Annotated in this window: 18 protein-coding genes; 11 read left to right on the top strand and 7 right to left on the bottom strand. The window is 70.8% G+C overall.

Annotated elements, in window-relative coordinates; translation table 11 throughout:
• Window positions 1-5: 5 nt before the first annotated feature.
• Entirely contained in the window at window positions 6-869 is an 864-nt protein-coding gene (gene map / locus BIU98_RS10955; RefSeq protein WP_071275797.1) for a type I methionyl aminopeptidase, read from the bottom strand.
• Between the two features lie 64 nt (window positions 870-933).
• Between map and BIU98_RS10950 the strand changes: the two genes are divergently transcribed.
• Window positions 934-1,110 (top strand): SPOR domain-containing protein, encoded by a 177-nt coding sequence (locus BIU98_RS10950; protein ID WP_139200668.1) that lies wholly within the window; start codon window positions 934-936, stop codon window positions 1,108-1,110.
• An 86-nt stretch (window positions 1,111-1,196) separates the two neighbouring features.
• Here the strand turns inward: BIU98_RS10950 and BIU98_RS10945 are convergent, their stop codons facing one another.
• Window positions 1,197-2,957, bottom strand: a complete 1,761-nt coding sequence (locus BIU98_RS10945; protein ID WP_071276473.1) for an NAD+ synthase — start codon at window positions 2,955-2,957, stop codon at window positions 1,197-1,199.
• Between the two features lie 58 nt (window positions 2,958-3,015).
• Between BIU98_RS10945 and glnA (BIU98_RS10940) the strand changes: the two genes are divergently transcribed.
• The 5 genes from glnA (BIU98_RS10940) (at window position 3,016) to BIU98_RS10920 (ending at window position 12,476) form a co-directional block, all read left to right on the top strand.
• Window positions 3,016-4,353: a type I glutamate--ammonia ligase gene (gene glnA, locus BIU98_RS10940; RefSeq protein WP_071275793.1), complete on the top strand. Its 1,338-nt coding sequence runs from the start codon at window positions 3,016-3,018 to the stop codon at window positions 4,351-4,353.
• 11 nt (window positions 4,354-4,364) lie between these two features.
• Entirely contained in the window at window positions 4,365-7,334 is a 2,970-nt protein-coding gene (locus BIU98_RS10935) for a bifunctional [glutamine synthetase] adenylyltransferase/[glutamine synthetase]-adenylyl-L-tyrosine phosphorylase (protein ID WP_071275791.1), read from the top strand.
• A 501-nt stretch (window positions 7,335-7,835) separates the two neighbouring features.
• A complete protein-coding gene (locus BIU98_RS10930) occupies window positions 7,836-9,440 on the top strand; it encodes a glycosyltransferase family 2 protein (protein ID WP_071275789.1) in 1,605 nt (534 codons plus the stop codon).
• Complete coding sequence (locus BIU98_RS19435) at window positions 9,433-11,058, top strand: glycosyl hydrolase (protein WP_071275787.1); 1,626 nt, start codon at window positions 9,433-9,435, stop codon at window positions 11,056-11,058. Before BIU98_RS10930 ends, BIU98_RS19435 begins: the two co-directional genes overlap by 8 nt.
• A complete protein-coding gene (locus BIU98_RS10920) occupies window positions 11,055-12,476 on the top strand; it encodes a UDP-glucose/GDP-mannose dehydrogenase family protein (RefSeq protein WP_071275785.1) in 1,422 nt (473 codons plus the stop codon). Before BIU98_RS19435 ends, BIU98_RS10920 begins: the two co-directional genes overlap by 4 nt.
• A 426-nt stretch (window positions 12,477-12,902) precedes the next feature.
• Here the strand turns inward: BIU98_RS10920 and glnA (BIU98_RS10915) are convergent, their stop codons facing one another.
• Window positions 12,903-14,327, bottom strand: a complete 1,425-nt coding sequence (gene glnA, locus BIU98_RS10915; RefSeq protein WP_071275783.1) for a type I glutamate--ammonia ligase — start codon at window positions 14,325-14,327, stop codon at window positions 12,903-12,905.
• Window positions 14,328-14,469: 142 nt separating this feature from the next.
• Between glnA (BIU98_RS10915) and BIU98_RS10910 the strand changes: the two genes are divergently transcribed.
• Complete coding sequence (locus BIU98_RS10910) at window positions 14,470-14,922, top strand: RDD family protein (RefSeq protein ID WP_071275782.1); 453 nt, start codon at window positions 14,470-14,472, stop codon at window positions 14,920-14,922.
• 221 nt (window positions 14,923-15,143) lie between these two features.
• On the opposite strand, the gene BIU98_RS10905 is transcribed toward BIU98_RS10910, so the two are convergent.
• Window positions 15,144-15,863, bottom strand: a complete 720-nt coding sequence (locus BIU98_RS10905; RefSeq protein WP_071275780.1) for a DUF4191 family protein — start codon at window positions 15,861-15,863, stop codon at window positions 15,144-15,146.
• A gap of 126 nt (window positions 15,864-15,989) precedes the next feature.
• Between BIU98_RS10905 and BIU98_RS10900 the strand changes: the two genes are divergently transcribed.
• Window positions 15,990-16,769: a hypothetical protein gene (locus BIU98_RS10900; RefSeq protein ID WP_071275778.1), complete on the top strand. Its 780-nt coding sequence runs from the start codon at window positions 15,990-15,992 to the stop codon at window positions 16,767-16,769.
• A 59-nt stretch (window positions 16,770-16,828) separates the two neighbouring features.
• Here BIU98_RS10900 and sucB read toward each other — a convergent pair whose 3' ends face one another.
• From sucB to BIU98_RS10885, 3 genes are all read right to left on the bottom strand, one after another.
• Window positions 16,829-18,343 carry a 2-oxoglutarate dehydrogenase, E2 component, dihydrolipoamide succinyltransferase gene (gene sucB, locus BIU98_RS10895; RefSeq protein ID WP_071275775.1) on the bottom strand — a complete coding sequence of 505 codons (1,515 nt, stop codon included), beginning with the start codon at window positions 18,341-18,343 and terminating at the stop codon, window positions 16,829-16,831.
• Between the two features lie 61 nt (window positions 18,344-18,404).
• Window positions 18,405-19,778 carry a dihydrolipoyl dehydrogenase gene (gene lpdA / locus BIU98_RS10890; protein WP_071275773.1) on the bottom strand — a complete coding sequence of 458 codons (1,374 nt, stop codon included), beginning with the start codon at window positions 19,776-19,778 and terminating at the stop codon, window positions 18,405-18,407.
• A gap of 154 nt (window positions 19,779-19,932) precedes the next feature.
• Entirely contained in the window at window positions 19,933-21,411 is a 1,479-nt protein-coding gene (locus tag BIU98_RS10885; RefSeq protein WP_071275771.1) for a leucyl aminopeptidase, read from the bottom strand.
• A gap of 75 nt (window positions 21,412-21,486) precedes the next feature.
• Here BIU98_RS10885 and BIU98_RS10880 point away from each other — a divergent pair, with 75 nt between their 5' ends.
• The 3 genes from BIU98_RS10880 to BIU98_RS10870 all read left to right on the top strand — a co-directional run bounded on the left by BIU98_RS10880 (window position 21,487) and on the right by BIU98_RS10870 (window position 25,358).
• Window positions 21,487-22,410, top strand: coding sequence for a proteasome assembly chaperone family protein (locus BIU98_RS10880; protein ID WP_083393216.1), 924 nt, complete (start codon window positions 21,487-21,489; stop codon window positions 22,408-22,410).
• Window positions 22,411-22,501: 91 nt separating this feature from the next.
• Complete coding sequence (locus tag BIU98_RS10875) at window positions 22,502-23,821, top strand: nitrate/nitrite transporter (RefSeq protein WP_071275767.1); 1,320 nt, start codon at window positions 22,502-22,504, stop codon at window positions 23,819-23,821.
• Between the two features lie 253 nt (window positions 23,822-24,074).
• Window positions 24,075-25,358 (top strand): RNA polymerase sigma factor, encoded by a 1,284-nt coding sequence (locus tag BIU98_RS10870; RefSeq protein ID WP_071275765.1) that lies wholly within the window; start codon window positions 24,075-24,077, stop codon window positions 25,356-25,358.
• Window positions 25,359-25,363: the final 5 nt, after the last annotated feature.

Raw genomic sequence — 25,363 nt, 5'->3', positions numbered from 1 at the left:
GGGTGTCAGGAGACGGTGAGGAGTTCGGCACCGCGCTCGGTGACGACGAGCGTGTGCTCGAACTGCGCGGTCCAGGACTTGTCGCGGGTGCTGACGGTCCAGTCGTCGGCCCAGATGTCGGCCTCGATGCCGCCGAGCGTGAGCATCGGCTCGATGGTGAACACCATGCCGGGCTCGATGACGGTGTCGTAGTGGGCGGCGTCGTGGTGGGGGATGATCAGCCCGGAGTGGAAGGCCCGACCGACCCCGTGCCCGGTGTAGTCGCGGACGACGCCGTAGCCGAACCGCTTGGCGTAGGCCTCGATGGCCCGCCCGATCACGTTCACCTGACGACCCGGCGCGACGGCCTTGATCCCGCGACGCAGCGCTTCCTCGGTCCGCGTGACGAGGTCCTGGACCTCGGGCGCCGCGGTGCCGACGACGAACGTGCGGTTCGTGTCGCCGTGCATGCCGTCCTTGTACGCGGTGATGTCGATGTTCACGATGTCGCCGTCCTGCAGCACGGTGTCGTCGGGGATGCCGTGGCAGATCACCTCGTTGAGCGACGAGCACAGCGACTTCGGGTAGCCCCGGTAGCCGAGCGTCGAGGGGTACGCATCGTGCGACACGACGTACTCGTGCCCGATGCGGTCCAGCTCGTCGGTCGTGACACCGGGACGGATCGCTGCACCGACGGCGTCGATGGCCTGCGAGGCGATGCGCCCCGCCGTGCGGATCAGCTCGACCTCGTCCGGGGTGTACGTGTCGCCGAGACCGTGTTCGTGGGGCTCGACCCGACCGACGTACTCCGGCCGCTCGATGTCCTTCGGGACGGCCCGCTGCGGGGAGATGCGGCCGGCGGTCAGGTGTCCGTGTTCGTCCCGGGGCATGCGCACCACTCTAGTGGCGCACCGACGCGGGTCGTGGCCGGTGCCGCGCGGGTACGGTGGCGGCATGAGCGACGAACGCATCGAGTCCCAGTGGTGGTTCAACGACAAGACCCGCACGGTCGAGCAGGGCCCGCAGTCCCCGCAGCGCGACCGCATCGGGCCCTTCGAGACGCGCGAGGAAGCGGAGCACGCCCTCGAGCGGATCCAGGCCAACAACGACAAGTGGGACGAGGAGTCCTGACGGCTCGCGTTCCCGACGCGGCCCGGTGACTGACTGGAGGCCCGGTGCCAGCTGGCACCGGGCCTCCCGTCCGTCTCGGGGTGGCGTCAGCCGTCGATCGCCGGCGACGGACGGTACGTGATCGGGAGCCGGCGGTCCCGGCCGAAGGCCATGCCGGAGGTCTTCGGACCGATCGCGCCCTGACGGCGCTTCCACTCGGAGCGGTCGACCAGGCGGGTGACCTCGGCGACGGTGGCGGCGTCGAAGCCCATCGCGACGATGTCCGCGGCGCCCTGGGCCCGCGTGACGTACTGCTCCAGGATCGCGTCGAGGACCTCGTACGGAGGCAGGCTGTCCTGGTCCTCCTGCCCCTCGCGGAGCTCGGCGGACGGCGGCTTGCTGATCGAGTTCTCCGGGATCGGCTCGGTCTCGCCGCGGGACGCCGCGACCGCGTTCCGCCAGCGGGCCAGCGCCCAAACGGTCGTCTTCGGGACGTCCTTGATCGGGGCGAAGCCGCCCACCGAGTCGCCGTAGATCGTGGAGTACCCGACCGCGAGCTCGGTCTTGTTGCCCGTCGTCAGGACGAGGTGGCCGTCCAGGTTCGACAGGCCCATCAGGATCAGTGCCCGCACCCGCGCCTGGATGTTCTCGGCGGCGAGCCCGGTCAGGCCGAGCTGCGCGTCGAACGGGGCGACGAGGTCGGCGATCGGCTCCGTCCGGTACTGCAGCCCGAGCCGCGCGGCCACGTCGTCGGCGTCCGAGCGGGAGTGCGTCGAGGACCACCGCGACGGCATCGAGACGCCGAACACGTGCTCGGCGCCGATGGCGTCGACCGCGATCGCGGCGCACACGGCGGAGTCGATGCCGCCGGACAGGCCGAGCACGACCGAGCGGAACCCGTTCTTCCGGACGTAGTCGCGCGTGCCGAGGACGAGGGCGTCCCACACGGCCTGTCGGTCGTCGGGCAGCTCGGCGACGTCACGGGGGAGCGGCGGGCGGCCCGCGAGCTCGCCCGGCGTCGTGTTCGGGGTGTCGAGCGACACCCGCTGCACGTGCTCGGTGACGACCGGTTCGGTGGCCGCCGCGGGGTCGACGTCCACGAGCAGCAGGTGCTCGCGGAACTGCGGCGCTCTGGCGATCACCGTGCCGGTCTCGTCGACCACGACGGAGTCGCCGTCGAAGACCAGGTCGTCCTGTCCGCCGACGATGTTGACGTACGCGACGACCGTGTCCGACTCGGTCGCGCGTCGGGTGACGAGGGGCAACCGGACCTCGTCCTTGTCGGCCACCCACGGCGAGGCGTTGACGACGAGCAGCAGGCCGGCGTCGGCGTCGAGCACCCGGGCGACGGGGCCGCCGTCGCGCCAGAGGTCCTCGCAGATGACGATCGCCACGTCGACGTCGGCGATCCTGGCCACGAGCAGCTCGTCGCCGGGGATGAACACCCGGTACTCGTCGAACACGGAGTAGTTCGGCAGGTGGTACTTGGCGGTCGTGGCGACGACGCGCCCGTGCTGCAGGACGCTCGCACAGTTCTTCGCGATCGCGGTCGGGGCCGTGCTGACGTCGACGGGCCGCGGGGTGAACGGACCGTCCGGGTGGCCGACGACGACCGCGACGTCCCCGAGGCCCTCCTCGTCGAGGGTGCGCGCGAGCTGCTCGACGGCGGCACGCGCGGTGCGCAGGAACGACGGGCGCGAGGCGAGGTCCTCGATCGGGTAGCCGGAGATCGCCATCTCCCCGGTGGCCACCAGGTCGGCGCCCCGTGCTCGTGCGGTGCGAACGGCGTCGACGACGCCGGCGGCGTTCCGGGCGAAGTCGCCCACGACCGGGTTGGTCTGGGCGAGTGCCAAGCGGAGACGGGGCATGAGCACTAGCCTATTGACCACGGTCGCCGCGCGGCCGTGGAACGCGGAAAGGGCGTGCATGGACAAGCAGACGGACTTCGTGCTCCGCACCATCGAGGAGCGGGGCATCAAGTTCATCCGACTCTGGTTCACGGACGTCATCGGCACGCTGAAGTCGGTCGCGATCGCCCCGGCCGAGGTCGAGGGCGCGTTCGCCGAGGGCATCGGGTTCGACGGCTCCGCGATCGAGGGCCTCAGCCGCTCGTACGAGGCCGACGTCCTGGCGCACCCGGACCCCTCGACGTTCCAGATCCTGCCGTGGCGCGGGGAAATCGACCCCACCGCGCGGATGTTCTGCGACATCGCGACGCCGGACGGCCAGCCCGCCGTCGCCGACCCGCGCAACGTCCTCAAGCGCACCCTGGCGCGGGCGAGCGACCACGGGTTCACGTTCTACACGCACCCTGAGATCGAGTTCTACCTGCTCAAGGACCGCGACTGGAAGGACGGCGGCCCGAAGCCCGTCGACCAGGCCGGCTACTTCGACAACGTCCCCGGCGGCAGCGCGCACGACTTCCGTCGCCGTGCCGTCCGGATGCTCGAGGACCTCGGCATCTCGGTGGAGTTCAGCCACCACGAGGCCGGCCCCGGGCAGAACGAGATCGACCTGCGGTACGCCGACGCGCTGACCATGGCCGACAACATCATGACCTTCCGCACCGTGGTGAAGGAGGTCGCCATCGAGCAGGGCGTCTACGCGACGTTCATGCCGAAGCCGATCTCCGGGCAGCCCGGCTCGGGCATGCACACGCACGTGTCGCTGTTCGAGGGTGACCAGAACGCGTTCTTCGAGCCCGGCGGCGAGTACCAGCTCTCCCCGACGGCCAAGCACTTCATCGCGGGCCTGCTCCGGCACGCCCCCGAGATCACGGCGGTCACGAACCAGTTCGTGAACTCGTACAAGCGGCTCTGGGGCGGCGACGAGGCCCCCTCGTTCGTCACGTGGGGCCACAACAACCGCTCCGCCCTGGTGCGCGTGCCGCTCTACAAGCCGAACAAGGGCCAGTCCTCGCGCATCGAGTACCGCGGCATCGACTCGGCGGCCAACCCGTACCTGGCGTACTCGCTCATCCTCGCCGCCGGTCTCAAGGGCATCGAGGAGGGCTACGAGCTCCCCGCCGAGGCCGAGGACAACGTCTGGAGCCTGACGGACTCGGAGCGCAAGGCCCTCGGCTACGCGCAGCTGCCCGCCAGCCTCGACCACGCGCTGTCCCTGATGGAGGACTCCGAGCTCGTGGCGGAGACCCTCGGCGAGCAGGTCTTCAACTTCGTGCTGCTGAACAAGCGGCAGGAGTGGAAGCGCTACCGCGACCAGGTCACGCCGTTCGAGCTGGACACCAACCTCGGCATGCTCTAGCCCGCAGCACCGTGACCGGCAGGACGAAGACGTCGCGCTCCGAGCTGGCCCGCGTGGGCTTCGCGGAGCTCTCGGAGAGCCTCGACCGGCTCGCCGACCTGCAGGAGCGCTTCGGCGCGGCCATGCGTGTCTCGGTGACCGACGTGCCCGGGCTCTGGGGCGTCACCGCTGACCCGGACGGGGCCCTCCGCCGGCTCGAGCGGCTCATGGAGCGCCACCCGGACCAACTCCGCGCGGTGCTCGAGGACGACGCCGCGACCGAACGGCTCGTCCGGCTGCTCGGCGCTTCCGTCGGGCTCGGTGAGTTCCTGCAGCGACGCCCCGCAGAGCTCGCGCTGCTGCTCGACCCGGTCACGGCACCGTGGTCCCAGCAGGCGTACACGGAGTCGCTGACCCAGGCCGTCGACAGCGCGGTGGACGAGGACGCGCGCATGCGCCTCCGCGTGCGCTACCGCCGCCACCTCGCGCAGATCGCGCTGTTCGACGTCCTGAACCCGTCGCCGACCGATGCCTTCCCCGCGGTCGCCGCTGGCCTGGCCGACCTCGCCGGTGCCGCGCTCGACGTCGCCGTGGACGTCGCCCGGCGCGAGGTCCCCTTCCCCCGTGCCGACGTCGACGCCACCCCGCTCGCCGTCATCGCGATGGGCAAGGCGGGCGCACGCGAGCTCAACTACGTCAGCGACGTCGACGTCATCTTCGTGACCGAACCGACGCTCGACCCGGAGACGGGCACCGGCGTCGGCACGGACCGCGCGGTGCTCATCGCCACCCGCATCGCGATCGCGGCGACGCACGTCATCACGGACCTCGCCGCCGAACCCGGGCTCTGGGAGGTGGACGCCGCCCTCCGACCCGAGGGCAAGGACGGTGCCCTCGTCCGGACGCTCGACTCGCACGTCGCGTACTACGAGCGCTGGGCGAAGGGGTGGGAGTTCCAGGCGCTGCTCAAGGCGCGACCGATCGCCGGGTCGATCGACCTGGGGGAGCGCTACGCCGCTGCCGTCGCCCCGTTCGTGTGGAACTCCTCGGGCCGACCGGGCTTCGTGGAGTCCGTGCAGCGGATGCGCGAGCGGGTCACGGACAACATCCCGGACGCCGAGGTCGACCGCCAGCTCAAGCTCGGCCCCGGCGGCCTGCGCGACGTCGAGTTCACCGTGCAGCTGCTGCAGCTCGTCCACGGGCGTGACGACGAGGGCGTCCGTGCCCGCTCGACCCTCGACGCGATGGACGCCCTCGCGGCCGCCGGGTACGTCGGCCGTCCAGAGGCGGCCCGCTTCGGCCCGGACTACGCGCTGCTCCGCGTGCTCGAGCACCGCATCCAGCTCCGGTACCTCCAGCGCACCCACCTGATGCCGTCGGACCAGGACGAGCTCCGCGTCCTCGCGCGGTCGAGCGGCCTGGCGACGTCCGCCGCGGCGCTCGAGACCCGGTGGCGCTCGGTGAAGCTCGAGGTCCGAGGCCTGCACGAGCGGCTGTTCTACCGCCCGCTGCTGTCGGCGGTCGCGGCGTCCGACGGCGAGATCGTGCTGACGAGCGACCAGGCGAGCGACCGCCTCGGCGCGATCGGCTTCGTCGACCCGGACGGTGCGCTCGGGCACATCCGGGCGCTGACGCAGGGCACGAGCCGTCGTGCCGCGATCCAGCGGAACCTGCTGCCCGTCCTGCTCCGGTGGATGGCGGAGGGACCGGCTCCCGACCGCGCCCTGCTGGCCTTCCGCCGGCTCAGCGACCGCCTGGGGGAGTCGAGCTGGTTCCTCCGCATGCTCCGGGACTCCGCGGGCGCCGCGCACAGCCTGACGACCGTGCTGTCCGAGTCGGCGTTCCTGTCCGGGCTCCTCGAACGGTTCCCCGAGGCCGTGGCCTGGCTCGACGAACCCGAGACGCTGCTGCAGGCCCGACCCGTGGCGGCCCTGCTCTCCGAGGTCCGGGCGACGACCGCGCGCCACGGGGACGACGTCGACGCGGCGGCCTCGTTGATCCGCTCCGTGCGACGCCGCGAGACCCTGCGGCTCGGCATGGCGGCGACGCTCGGCCGGATCGACGTCGACCGGCTCGGTCCCGCCCTCAGCGACATCACCGAGGCGACGCTGACCGGCGCGCTCGAGCTCGCACGGCGGGACGCCCCCGCCGGCCTGGAGTTCGGCGTCATCGCGATGGGGCGCTACGGCGGTCGTGAGCTCGGGTTCGGTTCGGACGCCGACGTGCTCTACGTCCACCGCGGCACCGACCTGCCGCCGGAGACCGCCTCGCGAGCGGCGCAGACGATCGTCCGCGAGCTGAACCGCCTGACCGAGGACGCGCTCTACCCGTTCGACCTCGACATCGACCTGCGCCCGGAGGGCAAGAACGGTCCCGTCACCCGCACGCTCGACTCGTACGGCGCCTACTACGCCCGCTGGTCCCTGACGTGGGAGGCCCAGGCGTTGCTGCGTGCCCGGGGTGCCGTCGGGGACGACGCCCTGCTCCGGGACTTCGAGCACCTGGCCGACCGCACCCGCTACCCGGCGTCCATCGCCGAGCGCGAGGTCCGCGAGGTCCGGCGCATCAAGGCCAGGGTCGAGTCCGAGCGGCTCCCACGCGGCGCCGACCCCGCACGGCACCTCAAGCTCGGCCGCGGGTCCCTCAGCGACGTCGAGTGGTTCGTCCAGCTGCTCCAGCTCCAGCACGCGCTGCACGTCCCCGCGCTCCGCACGACCTCGACGCTCGACGCCCTCGACGGCGCCGTCGCCGAGGGCCTCGTCGCGCCCGAGGACGGCGAGCGTCTGGCGGCCGCGTGGCGGTTCGCGTCCCGGACCCGCAGTGCCCTCGTGCTCTGGTCGGGGAAGACGACCGACGTGCTGCCCGTCGACCGCATCCAGCTCGAGGGCATCGCGCGGCTGATGGAGTACCCGCCGGGCTCGGCGTCCGAGCTCGAGGAGGACTACCTCGGCGTCACCCGGCGCGCTCGGCAGGTCTTCGAGCGCGAGTTCTACGGCGTCTGACGCCTCGCGACACGCCCGGGACTCCATGTTCCGGGTCGAGCGGTCGGCTCCGCGCACGTTAATTCCTCGTGTCGTGATCCGTCCCCCGGAGCGGGCCGATCTGTACCCCGCTGGGTACCGCGACGCTGTCGGCGGCGACGAGTCGGACTGACATCGCACCGCCTGATGCCGCTGTGTGGGCGGGACCGACGACGCGCCCGGTGACCGAGTCGTGACCAGGGCTTTCCCAGGGACGCACACCGAGCCTCCAGGCTGGCGACCCGGCGGTGCGCCGCGAGGCGAGCGGTCGACGTGGTCCGCCGATGTGCTGTCAGCAACGGAGGGGACCACTGCGGTGAGTGCGAGGGGGACTCCGACGTACCCCGTCACGGAACGGAAACACCCTCGGTCGGGGGACGCGTTGCAGCGGTCCACTCCGGGATGCGTCAATGGAGACACCCGAACCGACCCCGATTCTCCGATGGCGCGGAATCTCCCCCTCGAACGTTGCAGCAGGGATCGATGTTCACCTTCATTCTGCAGATCAGGCAGATGGTCGACGGGCACCCAGAGTTCTACCTGTTCGCCGTGTACTCCGCGGTGATCTGGCTCCTCTGGTTGCTCAAGGTCGTCCTGTCCGCCCGCTACCGCCCCTTCACCGGCACGTACACCGGGACGACGAGTGTCGTCGTCCCCGTGGTGGACGAGCCACTCGACCTCTTCCGGGACGTCATCGGCCGCATGGTCGAGCAGCGCCCCGGCGAGATCATCGTCGTCATCAACGGCGCCCGCAACGAGGCCCTCGAGGAGGTCTGCGACGAGTTCGCCCCACTCGTCCGCTGGACCCACACCCCGATCCCCGGCAAGCGCAACGCCGTCAAGGTCGGCACCGAGATGTCGAACGGCGACATCACGGTGCTCGTCGACTCCGACACCGTCTGGACGCCCGGCGCGCTCGAGGAACTGCTCCGGCCGTTCGCCGACGAGTCCGTCGGCGGCGTCACCACCCGGCAGCGCATCCTCGAGCCCGAGCGCTCCTGGATCACCCGCTGGGCGGACTGGCTGGAGAACTCCCGCGCGCTGTACTCGATGCCCGCGCAGAGCGTCCTCGGACAGATCGGCTGCCTGCCCGGGCGCACGATCGCGTTCCGCCGGAACATCCTCATGCGCGTCATGGACCGCTTCATGCACGAGAAGTTCATGGGCGTCTTCCTCGAGGTCTCCGACGACCGCACGCTGACGAACCTGACGCTCAAGGAGGGCTACCGGACCGTCTACCAGTACACGTCGCTGGTCTACACGGACGCTCCGCTGCAGGTGAAGAAGCTGTTCAAGCAGCAGCTCCGCTGGGCCCGCGGTTCGCAGTACAACACGCTGCGGATGATGCCCTGGATGCTCGGCCACGCCCCGGTGCTGGCGCTGTTCTTCATCACCGACATCATCCTGCCGTTCATGCTCTTCGGCGTGATCGCCGGGTGGGTCTACCGCGCGTTCACCGGGCAGGGCGAGAACCTCTACCAGGGGATCCTGCACCAGTACGGGTTCTCGACCGGCTTCGTCTACGTCGCCGCGCTCATGGTCATCTCGAGCGTGCTCAGCATGGCGATCCGGCAGATGCGGCACCTCGCCGAGAAGCCGAGCGACTTCTTCCGCCTGCCGATGTTCATCATCGTGTCGACGTTCTTCCTCATGCCGATCCGGCTCATCGGGTTCTTCCGACTCGGCCACGCCAGCGGCTGGGGCACCCGTGCGGGTGCCTACGCCGGTGGGCCGATGGAGGAGGAGCCCGTGCAGCCCCAGGCCGTCGCGACGCAGACGCCCGTCAGCCCGGTCGACCGGGTCCCCGCCGGGTACTCCACGGACCAGGCCGCAGTGGACCGCGCGTTCGACGAGCTGTTCACGGCACCGGACGGCCGAGCCGGAGAGCTCGACGTCACCACCAACTCCACGACGACCGTCCTGGCCACGCGGCGGGAGGCGGCGGCGGCGGCCGCGGCACCCGCTGCCCACACGGCCGCTGCGCGCACCGCTCCGGTGAAGGCGCGTCGTCGGTACAACCCGTACGCGTCGATCCCGTACTTCATCGGGTTCGCGATCTTCGCCCTGGAGGCGTTCCTCATTGTCTGACCTCTTCCGCTCCACCAGCGCCTGGTGGGCACCCTCCTCCAAGCACGCCAAGCGCACGGCCGTGGGCACCACCGCGATCGTGCTCGCACTGGCCCTCATCACCTGGAACGTCTGGATCTCGCCGTCCAGCCCCGTCTCCACCGCGGTCCACCACGCGCTCGGCGTGAAGACCGCGCAGGAGAAGACCGTCGACGCCAAGGCCCTCCAGGTCCGGCTCGACGCCGCGCAGCAGCAGATCTGGAAGCTCGAGGGACAGCTCAAGTCCACGAACGCCCAGTCCGGCTCGCGTGGCGACCAGGTCTCCCAGCTCAAGGCGCAGATCGCGTCGCTCCAGTCGCAGCTCGGGTCGGCGAAGGCCTCGGCCGCCGGCGCGAAGTCCGCGGCCGGTGCGAAGGGCGGGTCCGGCTCCGGGTCGAACGGCAACGGCTCCGGCTCCGGCTCCGGCAACGGTTCGGGCTCGGGCTCGGGCTCGGGGTCCGGCGGGAACGGCTCGGGTCACGAGGCGACGGCGGTCGGCTCGAACGGGTCCGGCACCAACGGCACCGGTTCCGGCTCCGGCTCCGGCTCGGATGGCGGCGGCCCCGGTGGCCCGTCCACGCAGCCGACCCCGGCACCCACGAAGGACCCCACCCCGGTGACGCCGATCTCGACGCCCACCAAGGCCGAGGTCCTCGCACAGACGTCGCGCTGGTACGGCCTGTACACGACGCAGTCCCCGTTCAACTGGGCCGAGTACGACGACGTGTCCCGCAAGGTCGGCAAGGGCACGAACATGGCCGGCTACTTCCAGGGCTTCGACCAGGAGTTCAACGCCAACGCAGTCCAGCGGTCCTGGGCAGCCGGTCGTCTTCCGGTCATGACCTGGGAGACGCTGCCCGCCGGCACCGGCAACGACGTCTCCTACGTCCCCGGGTACACGAACCAGGACATCATCCAGGGCAAGTTCGACGACTACCTGAAGCGCACCGCCTCCGCCATCAAGGCGAACGGGATGCCGATGGTCATCCGGCTCGACCATGAGATGAACGGTGACTGGTACAACTGGTCCGACGGCGACAAGCAGCAGAACGCCGTCGGCTCGTACAAGGCGATGTGGCAGCACGTGCACGACGTCTTCCAGGCCGAGGGCGCGAACGACGACGTCATCTGGCTCTGGGCTCCGACCCGGATCGACAACCTCGGGTCCGGCAACACCGTCGAGCACATGGCGAGCTACTACCCGGGCGCCGACTACGTCGACTGGACCGGCATGAGCGGCTACTACCGCAACTCCGCGCTCACCCCGTCGTTCTCCGGCACCTTCGACGCCACCCTCGCGCAGATCCGCCAGGTGGCGCCGGGCAAGAAGATCCTCCTCGCCGAGATCGGCGCCACCGAGTCCGGCGGCGACGGCCAGAAGGCCACGTGGATGACGTCCCTCTTCGACGGCCTCGCCGACCCGGAGAACGACGACGTCATCGGCTTCGCCTACTTCAACCAGGTGGTCACCACCGTGAAGAACGGTGCCCGCGTCACCAACGACTGGCGCCTCAACTCCCGAGCGGACAGCCTCCAGGCGTTCGTGGACGGCATCTCGCGCACCGACATCGACTACGACCTGCAGGAGGTCAAGCAATGACCGCTCAGAAGCACTCCGAGAAGGACGGCCGTCCCGCGCCCGTCATCAGCGTCATCGGCACCGGCTACCTCGGTGCCACCCACGCGGCCGCCATGGCCGAGATGGGCTTCGAGACCATCGGCGTGGACGTCGACCCGGCGAAGCTCGCCGCACTCTCCGCCGGTCAGGTCCCGTTCTTCGAGCCCGGCCTACCCGAGCTCATCACGAAGCACGTCGCCAGCGGCAAGCTCCGCTTCACCTCGGACATCGCGTCGGCCGTGGCGGCCGCTGACGTCCACTTCGTCTGTGTCGGCACCCCGCAGAAGGCCGGCTCGCACGCCGCGAACCTCGCCTACGTCGAGAGCGCCACTCGCGGCGTCGCCGAGAACCTGACCCACCCCGGGCTCATCGTCGGCAAGTCGACGGTCCCGGTCGGCACGGCGGCACGACTCCGCGGCATCGTCCGCGAGTTCACCCCGAGCGGCATCACCGCCGAGCTCATCTGGAACCCGGAGTTCCTCCGCGAGGGCAAGGCCGTCGAGGACACCCTCCACCCGGACCGGCTGGTCTGGGGCGGCGCGTCCGAGGCTGCCGACGCCGTGATCCGCGAGGTCTACGCCGCACCGATCAGCGAGGGCACCCCGGTCATCACGACGGACCTCGCCACCGCCGAGCTCGTGAAGGTCAGCGCGAACGCCTTCCTCGCGACGAAGATCTCGTTCATCAACGCGATCTCCGAGATGTGCGCGATCACCGGTGCGGACGTGACGACGCTCGCCGACGCCCTCGGCCACGACGCCCGCATCGGCCGGAAGTTCCTCAACGCTGGCCTCGGCTTCGGCGGCGGCTGCCTGCCGAAGGACATCCGCGCCCTCATGTACCGCGCCAACGAGATCGGCGCCGGGCAGGTCGTCGGCCTCATGCAGCAGGTCGACGAGATCAACATGGGCCAGCGCCAGCGGGTCATCGACATGGCGATCGACGCCGCCGGGGGATCGGTCCTGAACCGCCGCGTGGCCGTGATCGGCGCGGCCTTCAAGCCGCTCACCGACGACGTCCGCGACTCGCCGGCGCTCAACGTCGCCGCGGCGCTGCACCTCCGCGGCGCCCAGGTCACGCTCTGGGACCCGGAGGCGATGGAGACGGCCAAGCGCTCGTTCCCGACGCTGAGCTACACCGCGTCGATGACCGAGGCGCTCGAGGGTGCCGACATCGTCCTCGTCCTCACCGAGTGGGACGAAATCATCAGTGCCGACCCGGTCGCCCTCGGGGACCTCGTCGGACGCCGCGTCGTCATCGACGCGCGCAACTGCCTCCCGGTCACCGACTGGGTCAAGGCGGGGTGGTCCGTCCGTTCCCTGGGACGTCCCACGCCGGTCGCGGGTGCACCCGTGAGCGTTGCTGCAGGGTCCAACGACGTGCTGGCCACCAGCCGCTAGTCGCCCGCAGCAGACGGGGTCCGTGCCGGGGCGGTGCGGGCCCCGTTTCGCGCGCCCGGGGGCGGTCCCGCGCGGAGCAGGTCGCTCCGCGCGTGGCAGGTCGTTCCGCGCGCAGCAGGTCGTTTCACGCGTAGCTGGTCGTTCCTTCCGACCCGCAACGCGCGATCCCGCTTTCCATCGCGCCGGTGATGGGTGCGAACGCACCAGCCTGGAGGCCCGGTGCCGGACCGCCGGACCGCCACCGGGCCTCCAGACGGTCCCGCTCGGCACCGGCCGCAGCCCGCGCGCCGAGTCTCGGCCCGGCGGACACCCTGCGCCGTCCGGCGGGCGAGTCCTGTCCGCCTCGGCGAGTCTCGGCCCGCGCAGCAACGCGGAAGGGCCCCGCACCATCGGTGCGGGGCCCTTCGTGTACGGGTCGAGCGGGACTCAGACGCCGAAGTAGAGCTCGTACTCGAACGGGTGCGGACGCTGCGCCATCGGCAGGATCTCGTTCTCGCGCTTGTAGTCGATCCACGTCTGGATGAGGTCCTCGGTGAAGACGTTCCCCTTGAGCAGGAACTCGTGGTCGGCCTCGAGTGCTGCGAGTGCGGCGTCGAGCGAAGCCGGCACCTGGGGGATGTTCTTCGCCTCTTCCGGGGGGAGCTCGTAGAGGTCCTTGTCGACGGGCTCGTGCGGCTCGATGCGGTTCTGGATGCCGTCGAGGCCCGCCATCAGCTGCACGGCGAACGCCAGGTACGGGTTGCCAGAGGCGTCGGGCGCGCGGAACTCGATGCGCTTGGCCTTCGGGTTGGTGCCCGTGATCGGGATCCGGATCGAGGCCGAGCGGTTGCCCGCCGAGTAGACGAGGTTGACGGGGGCCTCGAAGCCCGGGATCAGCCGGTGGTACGAGTTGATCGTCGGGTTCGTGAACGCCAGGACGGCGGGGGCGTGCTTGAGCAGGCCACCGATGTACCAGCGCGCGAGGTCGGAGAGGCCGCCGTAGCCGTTCTCGTCGTAGAAGAGCGGGGTGCCGTCGGACCAGAGCGACTGGTGCGTGTGCATGCCCGAGCCGTTGTCACCGAAGATCGGCTTCGGCATGAAGGTCGCGACCTTGCCCCACTGCTCGGCCGTGTTCTTGACGATGTACTTGAACTTCAGGATGTCGTCCGCGGCGTGGACCATCGTGTCGAACTTGTAGTTGATCTCCTGCTGGCCGCCGGTGCCCACCTCGTGGTGCGCGCGCTCGAGCTCGAGGCCCGAGTCGATCAGCTTGAGCGAGATGTCGTCGCGCAGGTCGGCGGTCTTGTCGACCGGCGACACGGGGAAGTAGCCGCCCTTGTACGGGGTCTTGTTGGCGAGGTTGCCGCCCTCTTCGGTGCGACCCGTGTTCCAGGCGCCCTCCTCGGAGTCGACCGCGTAGAACGACTCGTTCTGCGTGACCGAGTAGCGGACGTCGTCGAAGATGTAGAACTCGGCCTCGGGGGCGAAGAACGCGGTGTCGGCGATGCCGGTCGAGGCGAGGTACTTCTCGGCCTTCTTGGCGACCTGGCGCGGGTCACGGCTGTAGATCTCGCCGTTGCGCGGGTTGTAGATGTCGAACACCATGATCAGCGTGCGCTCCGCGCGGAACGGGTCGACGTACGCGGTCGTCACGTCCGGGATGAGCTGCATGTCGGACTCGTGGATCGACGCGAAACCGCGGATCGACGAGCCGTCGAAGAGCTGCCCGACCGAGAAGAAGTCCTCGTCGACCGTGGACGCGGGGATGTTGAAGTGCTGCTGGACCCCGGGGAGGTCCGTGAAACGGATGTCGAGGAACTTGACGTCCGTGTCCTTGATGAAGGCGAGCACCTCGGAGGAATCACTGAACATGTGAGTCGTTCTCCTACTGGTTGGGTGGTGGTTCGAGGGGACCGAGAGGCACCCTCCGACGAGGCTATTGACCCGGGGTTTCCCGGACGTGACTGCGTTGTTTCCGGCGTGTTACGCACCCGGTGTCGCCTACCCTGGAGACATGGCCCGCCCCACCTCGTCGTCCTCCTCCGCTGCTGGTGCCGGTGCGGGTGGTCCCGGTGCGGGGGAGTGGCCTGGCAAGCTCCTCGGCCTGCCGCAGTCCGGGCCCCGGTCGATGAGCAGCTTCGGGCGGCGGTTCGTGGCGCTCGTGATCGACTGGGCGTTGGCGTCCCTCGTGTCGCTCGGCCTCGGGACCTACGGCGACGCGGGCAACTTCGTCACGCTCGGCATCTTCGCCGCGCTGCAGGTCGTGTTCATCCCGCTGCTGTCCGGGTCGTTCGGGCAGATCTGCCTCGGGCTCCGCGTGGTGCCGGTCCGTGGCGGCTACATCGGAGTGTGGCGGCCGGTCGTCCGCACCGTGCTGCTCTGCCTCGTGGTGCCGGTGCTCATCCACGCCAAGGACGGCCGCCCGCTGCACGACGCGGCGGCCGGGACGGTGCTCGTCCGGCGCTGAGGGTGCGGGGCGGGCGCGCGGTCGCGGCCGGGCGCGGCGCGGGGTGCGCGCCGGACGGCATCGAGGGAGCAGAAAACGTCGGGTTTGCGGGCTCCACTCGACGTCTTCTGCTCCCTCGATGCGTACGGGCGCACACACGACCGCCCCGCCCGCCCGGCCGCCCACACGCAGAACGCCCCCGACCGCAGCGGTCGGGGGCGTCCAGCGACGTCAGGCCGAGATCAGCGCGGACGACCGGCGCGGACGCGGGTCGGGTCGATGCCCTTGGGGATCGCGGACGCGGGGCTCTGCGTGAGGGAGTCGAGACGGTTCGCCACCGCGAGGACCTCGTTGCGGTTGAGCGACTTCTTGTACTTGTTCATCGCGCGGGGGAGCTTGTGCAGCGTGACCTGGTCCGATCCGTCACCGACGTTCACCACGTGCACGGGGACGTTCGGGACGATGCGCTGGACCTTGCGACGCTCCTCGTCCACCTGGCGGGAGATGTTGCCGACCTGGCCTTCGGTGATGAGGACGACGCCGGGCGTGCCCACCGCGCGGTAGACCGCAGACTGCGAACGACCGTGCACCGCGACGGGCATCTCGCTGGAGCGCCACTGGCGACGGAGCGAGTTCGACAGCACCGCACCGACGGCCCCGGGCTGGCCCTCGATCTGCGAGTACGCAGCCCGCTCGGCCAGACGACCGAGCACGATGAGGAACAGCAGCACGCCGAGCAGCACGCCGGCGAGGATCCACAGGACGATCGCGAGCCAGTTCTGCCCCGGCAGCAGGAGCGCCAGGAGCACCCCGAGGATGACGGGGACCAGGAACGCGGCAGCGAACCACCAGATCGACGTCGGGTCAGCCCGACGGGTCATCTGGAAGACCTGGAACATCTGCTTCAGACGTCCCGGCTCCTTCGCCTTCGCCTTCGTGTCGGTCGAGCTGCTTCGTGCCATGCCCCCAGGATACGGCCTGACGGCCGTCGTGTGGACCGTGGGTGAACTGGCTGTGGGCGAACGGGGTTCTCCACAGGTGTCGCCACCGGCCGGGAGGCTCGTCCCGCCTCCGCCACGCTGGTCACCATGCCAACGACCACCGTCGAACACCGCTGGTCCGGTCCGGGGACCGGCCCCTACGCCGCTTGGGTGGCCGACCGCTGCGCGGCCGAACCCCAGCACTGCGTGCGCGTCACCGCCGTCGGCCGCAGTGCTGCCGGGCGCCTCGTGGTGCAGACCGAGCAGCTCGCCGGAACGCCGCTCCCCGACGCCCTCGACCGCATCGGCGTCCCGACCGTCGGCGTCGCCGTCACCCTGACGCTCCCGCTCCTCGAGCTGGCCGTCGACGCCGGAGCCGGGGCCCTGCTGCTCGGGGACGCCCGTGCCGATGACGTCCTCGTCGACGACGCCGGCGCACCGGTCCTCGTCGACCACCCGCCCGACGCCGACCCCGGCTCTGCTCCGGCCCGCACCTCGGAGTCGCCGGGCGCCGTCGCCCTGCTCCACGCCGTCCGCCTCGTGTGGGAGCGGGTCGACCCCCGTGAACCGTGCCGCGCTGCGGTGGACGACGCCGTCACCGGGGCGCTCGGCGGTGCGGTGGAGGACGTCCGCCGTCTCGTCGCCGTCGTGCAGGCGACCAGCCCGCCGCGGCCCGTGCGCTGGGAGCCCCCGGCAGACGTGTACACCGTCGTGGCCCCGCCAGCGCCGGTGCCGACGGGACACCTCGCCCTGGTGCGGGACGCCCTCGAGCGTGGTGTCCGGCTCGGCGTCGGCGGTGTCCGGGTGTCGCCGCGGATGGTGCTCGTCGGTGTCGTGGTCGCTGCCGGACTCGTCGCAGCCGGGGTGCTCGGCCTGCAGGGGGCATGACGACGGCCCCGGCTCCCACGAGGGGAACCAGGGCCGTCATCAGGCCAGCACGTGCGGGGTCAGTACCCCAGGTTCGGCGCGAAGTTGCCCGCTTCGAGGCGGTTCTTCACGGCGACGAGGTAGCGCGAGGCGTCCGCACCGTCGATGATCCGGTGGTCGTACGACAGCGCCAGGTACACGAACGAGCGGATCGCGATGGCTTCCTGTCCGTCCACCTTCACGACGGCCGGACGCTTCGTCACGATGCCCGTCCCGAGGATGGCCGACTGCGGCAGGAACACGACCGGGGTGTCGAACAGCGCACCGCGCGAACCCGTGTTGGTCAGCGTGAAGGTGCCCCCGGCGAGCTCGTCGGGCTTCAGCTGGTTGTTGCGGGTGCGCTCGGCGAGGTCGGCGATCGCCTTCGAGAACTGGGCGAGGTCGAGCGACGCCGCGTCCTTGATCACCGGCGTGAGCAGGCCACGCTCGGTGTCGACCGCGATCGAGACGTTCTCCGTCTCCGGGTACACGATCTCCTCGCCGTCGACGGTCGAGTTGATCTTCGGGTGGGCCTTGAGCGCTTCCGAGGCCGCCAGGGCGAAGAACGGCATGAAGGAGAGCTTCGCGCCGGTCTTCTCGAGGAACTCGGCCTTGTGGGCGTCGCGGAACTGCGCCACCTTCGTGACGTCCACCTCGACGACGCTCGTCAGCTGGGCGGTCGAGGTCATCGACTGCACGGCACGCTCGGCGACGACCTTGCGCAGGCGGGTCATCTTCTCGCGGGTGCCACGGAGCGGGGAGACCTCGGCGACGAACGGTCCGGACGCGGCTGCGGGGGCAGTGGAAGCGTCAGGAGCCGCAGCGGGCTTGACGGCGGCGAGCACGTCCTCCTTGCGGATGCGCCCACCGACACCGGTGCCGGTGACGGTCGACAGGTCGACGCCCTGCTCGTTGGCGAGCTTGCGCACCAGCGGCGTGACGTAGCCGGACGCGGCGCCGGTCTGCGACGGGTTCGGGACCTCGGCCGAGGCCGTCGGGGCGCTCGACACCGCGGCGGGCGGTGCCGGGACGGCAGCGGGGGCCGGGGGAGCCGGCGCGGCGGCGGGCGGCGGGACCGGGGCGGCCTGCGGCACGGGTGCGGCGGCGGGCGGCGCCGACGGAGCAGCCGGTGCTGCGGGCTGGGTCTGTCCGGCGGGGGCCGGCTCGGGCTCGGTCGGCTCCGGGGCCTTCGCCTCGGTGTCCTGCTCGGTGCTCGGCTCGGCCTCGGGCGCTGCCTCCTCAGCAGCGGCCTCGTTCGACTCGGACGAGTCCGATGCCGAGGAGTCCGACGAACCGGAGTCGCCGTCGGAGGACCCGGCGCCGTCGCCGATCTTCACCAGCGGGGTGCCGACCTCGACGGTCTCGTCCTCCTGGACGAGGATCTCCTCGACGACACCGGCGATCGGCGACGGGATCTCGGTGTCGACCTTGTCGGTCGAGACCTCGAGCAGCGGCTCGTCGACCTCGACCCGGTCACCGACGTTCTTCAGCCATCGGGTCACCGTGCCCTCGGTGACGCTCTCGCCGAGCGCCGGGAGGTTGACGGATTCGCTCATCGGGTGGACTCCTCTTCGCAGGGGTGGTTCGTGGTTGTTGTCTGTGTCATCGGGCGCTGGCTCACAGGGCGTGGAGCGGCTTGCCCGCGAGGTGCATCAGCGCTTCGCCCAGGGCTTCGCTCTGGGTCGGGTGCGCGTGGATGAGCGGCGCGACGTCCTCGGGGTGGGCTTCCCAGTTCACGGCGAGCTGGGCCTCGGCGATGAGCTCGCCGACGCGGGCGCCGATCATGCTGATCCCGACGACGGGGCCGTCGACGACGCGCACGACCTTGACCGCACCGGAGGTGCCGATGATGTGGCTCTTGCCGTTGCCGGCGAGGTTGTACTCGTACGCGTCGACCTTGTCGGCGCCGTACTCCTCCTCGGCCTTCGACTGCGAGAGGCCGACGGAGGCGACCTCGGGGTCGGAGTAGGTGACCTTGGGGATGTTCTTGTCCTCGATGACCACCGGGTTGAGACCGGCGATCTCCTCGGCGACGAAGATGCCCTGCTGGAAGCCGCGGTGCGCGAGCTGCAGGCCGGGGACGATGTCGCCGACGGCGTAGACGTTCGGGACGTTCGTCGCGAGGCGCTCGTTCGTGATCACGAAGCCGCGGTCCATCGTGATGCCGACCTCGTCGTAGCCGACGTTCTGCGTGACGGGGCCACGGCCGACGGCGACCAGCAGGACGTCACCGTCGAAGGTCCTGCCGTCCTCGAGCGTGACGACGACTCCGTTCTCGTGCTGCTCGACGCCCTGGAACCGGGTGCCGAGCGAGAACTCGATGCCGCGTTTGCGGAAGGCACGCTCGAGCTGCTTCGACATGGACTCGTCCTCGGCGGGGACCAGGTGGGGGAGGCCCTCGACGATGGTGACCTCGGCGCCGAAGGACTTCCAGACGCTGGCGAACTCGACACCGATCACGCCGCCGCCCAGGATGACGACCTTGTTCGGGACGTAGTCCATGCGGAGGGCGGTCTCGGAGGTGATGACCCGGCCGCCGATCTCGAGCCCGGGCAGGGACTTCGAGTAGGAGCCGGTCGCGAGCACGACGTTCTTGCCGGTGACGGTCTGGTCGCCGACCTGCACGGTGTTCTGCGAGGTCAGACGACCCCAGCCCTCGACGACGGTGATGCCACGGGCCTTGATGAGGCCCTGCAGGCCCTTGTACTTGGAGTTGATGACGCCCTGCTGGTACTCGATGACCTTGGGCACGTCGACACCGGCGAACTCGGCCAGGACGCCGTACTTCTCGGCGTCACGAGCGCCGTCGGCGATCTCGGCGGAGTGCAGCAGCGCCTTCGTCGGGATGCATCCGCGGTGCAGGCAGGTCCCTCCGAGCTTGTCGCCCTCGATGAGCGCGACGCTCATCCCGAGCTCGGCTGCCCGGAGCGCTGCGGCGTACCCGCCGCTCCCGCCACCGAGGACCACGACGTCGTAAGTCTGTTCCGTCACCTGGTGCAACTCCCTCGTGCATGTCGGGGCCGGTCGGGCCCGCACATGGACACCACCGCGGCGGCGTCCGACGGTCGGACCGCATGGTTCCGGTCCCGTCCCGTCCGTTCCGGTGGGTGGCGTCTGGACGCACGCCCCACCGGAACCAAACCTACTACTTGGACTGGAGGTCTTCTGCGAGCGAGATGAGGGTGCGGACCATCGCACCGGTCGGCCCCTTGCCCAGCCACCCGTAGCCGCCGCCCTTGTTCTCCGAGGGACCCGCGATGTCGAGGTGCGCCCAGGGGACACCCTCGCCCACGAAGCGCTCCAGGAACTTGCCGGCGAGCAGCATGCCACCCGCCGGGTTGCCCACGGTGGCGTTCACCATGTCGGCGACGTCGCTGGCGAGCCGGCCGTCGAGCTCCTCGGGGAGGGGCATCGGCCAGATCGGTTCGGCGACGGCCTCGGCGAGGGCGCGGACGCGGGCCACGAGGTCGTCCGTCCCCATCAGCCCGGTGGTGCGGTCGCCGAGCGCGACGACCTGGGCGCCGGTGAGCGTGGCGACGTCGACGACCGCGTCGGGCTGCTCGAGCGAGGCGGCGACGAGGCCGTCACCGAGGACGAGACGGCCCTCGGCGTCGGTGTTCGTGACCTCGACGGTCTTGCCGTTCTTCAGCGTCAGGACGTCACCCGGCCGGATGGCCGACCCGGACGGCATGTTCTCGGCCAGGCAGAGCCACGCGGTGACCTTGACGTCGAGGCCGAGCCGGGCGGCCGCGACGGTGGCGGCGAGCACGGTCGCGGCGCCGGTCATGTCGGTCTTCATGCCGAGCATCGAGCCGGCCGGCTTGAGCGAGAGCCCGCCCGAGTCGAACGTGATGCCCTTGCCGACGAGGGCGAGGTGCTTCGTCGCGGACTCCGGCGAGTACCGGACGACGACCAGACGCGGCGGGCGGACGGACCCGGCGCCGACGCCGAGGATGCCCCCGAAGCCCTGTTCCTCCAGCGCGGTCTCGTCGAGGACCTCGACGGTCAGCGGCAGGTCGCCGGCGAGCCCGGTGGCCACGTCCGCGACGTCGGACGGCCCGAGGTCGAGCGCGGCGGTGTTGACGAGGTCGCGCACCAGGGCGGCGGCGTCCGCGACGATCGCCGGGCGGACGGTGGCGTCGGCCACGGCGGACGGTGCGAGCACGACGACGCGCTGGTCGCCGCGCACCGGTCCGGTGCTGCCGGTGCCCTTGTGCCGGGTGAACGCGTAGGCGCCGAGCGCAGCGCCCTCGAGGGCGGCGTCGACGAGCTCGTCGGAGTCGGTCGGCAGCGCGAGCGCGATCGAGGACGCGAGGGGGAGCTGGCGGACAGCACTGCCGGCGGCCGAGCGGACGGCTGCGGCGTCGGTGCCGGAGCCGAGCCCGATGAGCGCGATGCTGCCGGCGCTGACACCGGTCCCGGGCAGGCGCACGAGCTGGTCCTTCGTCCCCGTCACGCCGATCGCCGCGAGGTCGAGGTCATCGAGCACGGAGAAGGGCCCCGTCGCGGGGGAGACGATCGTCGCCGGAGCGCCGTCGGAGCCGGGGCGGACGCCGACGACGAGGACGTCGGCGTCGATCGAGGAGGGGGAGGCAGCGTCAGTGGAGAGCGTCGGTCGGACCATGCTCCAACCCTATCCAGGCACTGTTCGCTGTCGGCGTGGGTGCCGTGGCCGGTGCTGTCGGGGCCCCCGCCTAGCATTGGGACGGTGAACCGCCCAGAGGACCTCTACACGTTCGACGAGTCCGCCCCGACGGTCCCGACCGGCCTGCACCTGGTCGCCGGGCTCACGGGGTTCGCGGACGCCGGCTCGGCGGTCGCCCAGGTGACCACCTCGATCCTCGAGCGGCTGGACACCCGGCTCGTCGCCGAGTTCGACCCGGACGCGTTGCTCGACTGGCGTGCCCGTCGCCCGGTCATCACGTTCGAGCACGACCACATCACCGACATCGAGCCGCCGCGGCTCGCGCTGCACCTGGTGCGCGACGAGATCGGGCAGCCCTTCCTCTTCCTCTCCGGGTACGAGCCCGACTTCCAGTGGAACCGGTTCGTCCGCGCGGTGACCGACCTCGCCGCCGAGCTCCAGGTCGTGGACACGACGTGGGTCCAGTCGATCCCGATGCCCGTGCCGCACACCCGCCCCGTCAGCCTCACGGTCTCGGGCACGCGGGCTGACCTCATCGAGTCGATGAGCGTCTGGAAGCCGGAGACCCAGGCACCGGCGAACATCCTGCACCTCGTCGAGCACCGGCTCACCGAGCTCGAGCGCCAGGTCACCGGCCTGGTGCTCCTCGTGCCGCACTACCTCTCCGACACCGAGTACCCCGACGCCGCGGTGGCCGCCCTGTCCGGCATCGCCGCTGCCACCGGCCTGATCTTCCCGACCGACGCCCTGCGCGAAGAGGGCCGCGAGTTCGCGCTCCGCGTCGACGAGCAGGTCGCCGGCAACGGCGAGCTGCAGCGGCTCGTCGCGGCGCTCGAGGAACGCCACGACACCTACATGGAGGGCAACCCCGTCGGCTCGCCCCTGACGGGCGTCGACGGCGAGGTCCCTACGGCCGACGCGATCGCGGCCGAGCTGGAGCGCTTCCTGGCGGACCGTCGGGACGCCTCCGACGACTGACCCGGTCAGGAGGCCCCACCACAGTCGGTCGCGCACCTCGCGTCCTCCACAGCCCGTCCTGGCAGCGGAGCCGCGCCGCTAGCCTTGTCGGGTGAACTCCCGCCGTGCCTTCGTCGTGTGGGGCGTCGCGGTGCTCGCGTACGTCCTGGCGGTCGTGCAGCGGTCCTCGCTCGGTGTGTCCGGCGTGGACGCGCAGGACCGCTTCGCGGTCTCCGCCGCCGTCCTGTCCACCCTCGCGGTCGTGCAGATCGCCGTCTACGCGGGGCTGCAGATCCCCGTCGGGATCGCCCTCGACCGGATCGGCCCGAGGCGCCTGGTGCTGCTCGGCGCCCTGCTGCTGGTGCTCGGGCAGGCCGTCGTCGCGGTGTCGCCCACGATCGGCCCGGCGGTGGTCGGGCGGGTCCTGGTCGGTGCCGGGGACGCCATGACCTTCATCTCGGTGATCCGCCTGCTGCCGATGTGGTTCAGCGGCCGGATCCTGCCGCAGATCTCCCAGTGGACGGGCAACCTCGGGCAGTTCGGCCAGATCGCCTCGGCGTTCCCCTTCGCGCTGCTCCTGCACAGCGCCGGGTGGACCGTGGCGTTCGGGGTGGCTGCAGCGGCCAGTGCCGTCGGGCTCGTGCTGGCGTTCGTCTTCGTGCGGAACGGTCCCGTCCCGGTGCGCACCGACACGATCCCGCTGCCGCACACGTGGTCGGCGGCGTTCCACACCTTCGGGCACGCGCTCCGTCGTCCCGGCACGCAGCTCGGGTTCTGGTCGCACTACGTCACCCAGTCCTCCGGCACGGTGTTCAGCCTGCTCTGGGGCGTGCCGATGCTCCGCGGGCTCGGGTACTCCTCGACCGAGGCCGCCGGCTTCCTCACCGTGATCGTCGCCGTCGGGTTCGTCGCCGGGCCGCTCCTCGGGGTGCTCTGCGCCCGGTACCCGCTCCGCCGGTCGAACCTGGTGCTCGGCGTGGTCGTGCTGCTCGGGGTCGTCTGGACGTTCGTGCTCATCTGGCCCGGGCACCCGCCGACCTGGCTCCTGGTGCTGCTCGTCGTGGCGATGGGCATCGGCGGTCCCGGGTCGCTCATCGGGTTCGACTTCGCGCGCTCCTTCAACCCGATGGGCTCCCTGGGGTCAGCGAACGGGGTCGTCAACGTCGGGGGCTTCCTCGCGGCCTTCGTGATGATGTTCCTCATCGGGCTCCTCCTCGACGCGGTCGCCCGCGCCACGGGGCAGACCGTCTTCGCCTGGTCGAACTTCCGGGTCGCGCTCACCGTGCAGTACGTCGTGGTCGGGTTCGGCGTCGGGATGCTGCTCCACGCCCGTCGTCGCACCCGTGCCCAGATGCACGAGCAGGACGGAATACGGGTGGCCCCGCTCTGGGTTGCACTCGTTGCACGCCTGCGGAAGCGGACCGTGCAATAATGAACCCGGACCCGTTCGGGTCTCCCGTGTACTGGTGCTCCTCCGGAGCGCACGTTTTGTCGGGGGACTTGACATGGGTCCTAGTGCTGCCCTGATCGGCAGGTGCCGCTGCCCTGACGGGTGGTGTCGCTGCCGAGGACGTGCAGCACCGCCAGGAACGACGGGCCAGTGACGCGGGGGAACTGCGGCGCGGGTCCTGGGTGCAGGGAAGGCCACGACCCCATGAACGTGGCACGACGAGAGAGGTGATCGCATGGCTGCCCGGAGCACGACGATCGATCCCACGAAGGACAACGCCGACACGGTGACCGAGGCCGAGGGCCCCGAGACCGACGGCACCGCTGCGCCGAAGAAGCGCGCGACGAAGGCCCCCGCCAAGAAGGCGGCCGCCCCGAAGAAGGCCGCGGTCAAGAAGCCCGCAGCGAAGAAGGCCGCGTCCGACGAGGACGAGGAAGAGACCGTCGAGCCGGCGGAGGCCGTCGACACGACGGACGACACCGACGACGACACCGAGGACAAGCCGCGCACGGCCGCTGTGGAGGCCGCCAACGCCGTCGCCGCGGGCGCACTCGTCATCTCGCAGTCCGACGACGACGAGGCGCCGGTCTACTCGACGACGATCACCGGCGCGACCGCCGACCCCGTCAAGGACTACCTCAAGCAGATCGGCAAGGTCGCCCTGCTGAACGCCGAGCAGGAGGTCGAACTCGCGATGCGCATCGAGGCCGGCCTGTTCGCCGAGGACAAGCTCCAGCACACCACCGGCCTGTCCAAGCCCGAGGAGCGCGAGCTCCGCTGGGTCGCTCGGGACGGCCAGCGCGCGAAGTCGCACCTGCTCGGCGCGAACCTCCGCCTCGTCGTGTCGCTCGCCAAGCGCTACACCGGCCGCGGCATGCAGTTCCTGGACCTCATCCAGGAGGGCAACCTGGGCCTCATCCGTGCCGTCGAGAAGTTCGACTACACCAAGGGCTTCAAGTTCTCGACCTACGCCACGTGGTGGATCCGTCAGGCCATCACCCGCGCCATGGCCGACCAGGCCCGCACCATCCGCATCCCGGTGCACATGGTCGAGGTCATCAACAAGCTCGCCCGCGTCCAGCGGCAGATGCTGCAGGACCTGGGCCGCGAGCCCACCCCGGAAGAGCTCGCCCGCGAGCTCGACATGACCCCGGAGAAGGTCGTCGAGGTCCAGAAGTACGGCCGCGAGCCGATTTCGCTCCACACCCCGCTGGGTGAAGACGGCGACTCCGAGTTCGGTGACCTCATCGAGGACACCGAGGCGGTCGTGCCGGCCGACGCGGTGGGCTTCACGATGCTGCAGAAGCAGCTCGAGAGCCTGCTCGACTCCCTGTCCGAGCGCGAGGCCGGTGTCATCCGGATGCGCTTCGGCCTGGGCGACGGTCAGCCGAAGACGCTCGACCAGATCGGTGACACGTTCGGCGTGACGCGCGAGCGCATCCGCCAGATCGAGTCCAAGACGATGGCGAAGCTCCGCCACCCGTCGCGGTCGCAGTCGCTGCGCGACTACCTCGAGTAGGCCGA

The organism is Curtobacterium sp. MMLR14_010 (assembly GCF_001865015.1).
Lineage (GTDB): Bacteria > Actinomycetota > Actinomycetes > Actinomycetales > Microbacteriaceae > Curtobacterium.
The sequence above is the reverse complement of the archived record's forward strand: the minus strand, read 5'-3'. Positions and strand labels throughout refer to the sequence as shown.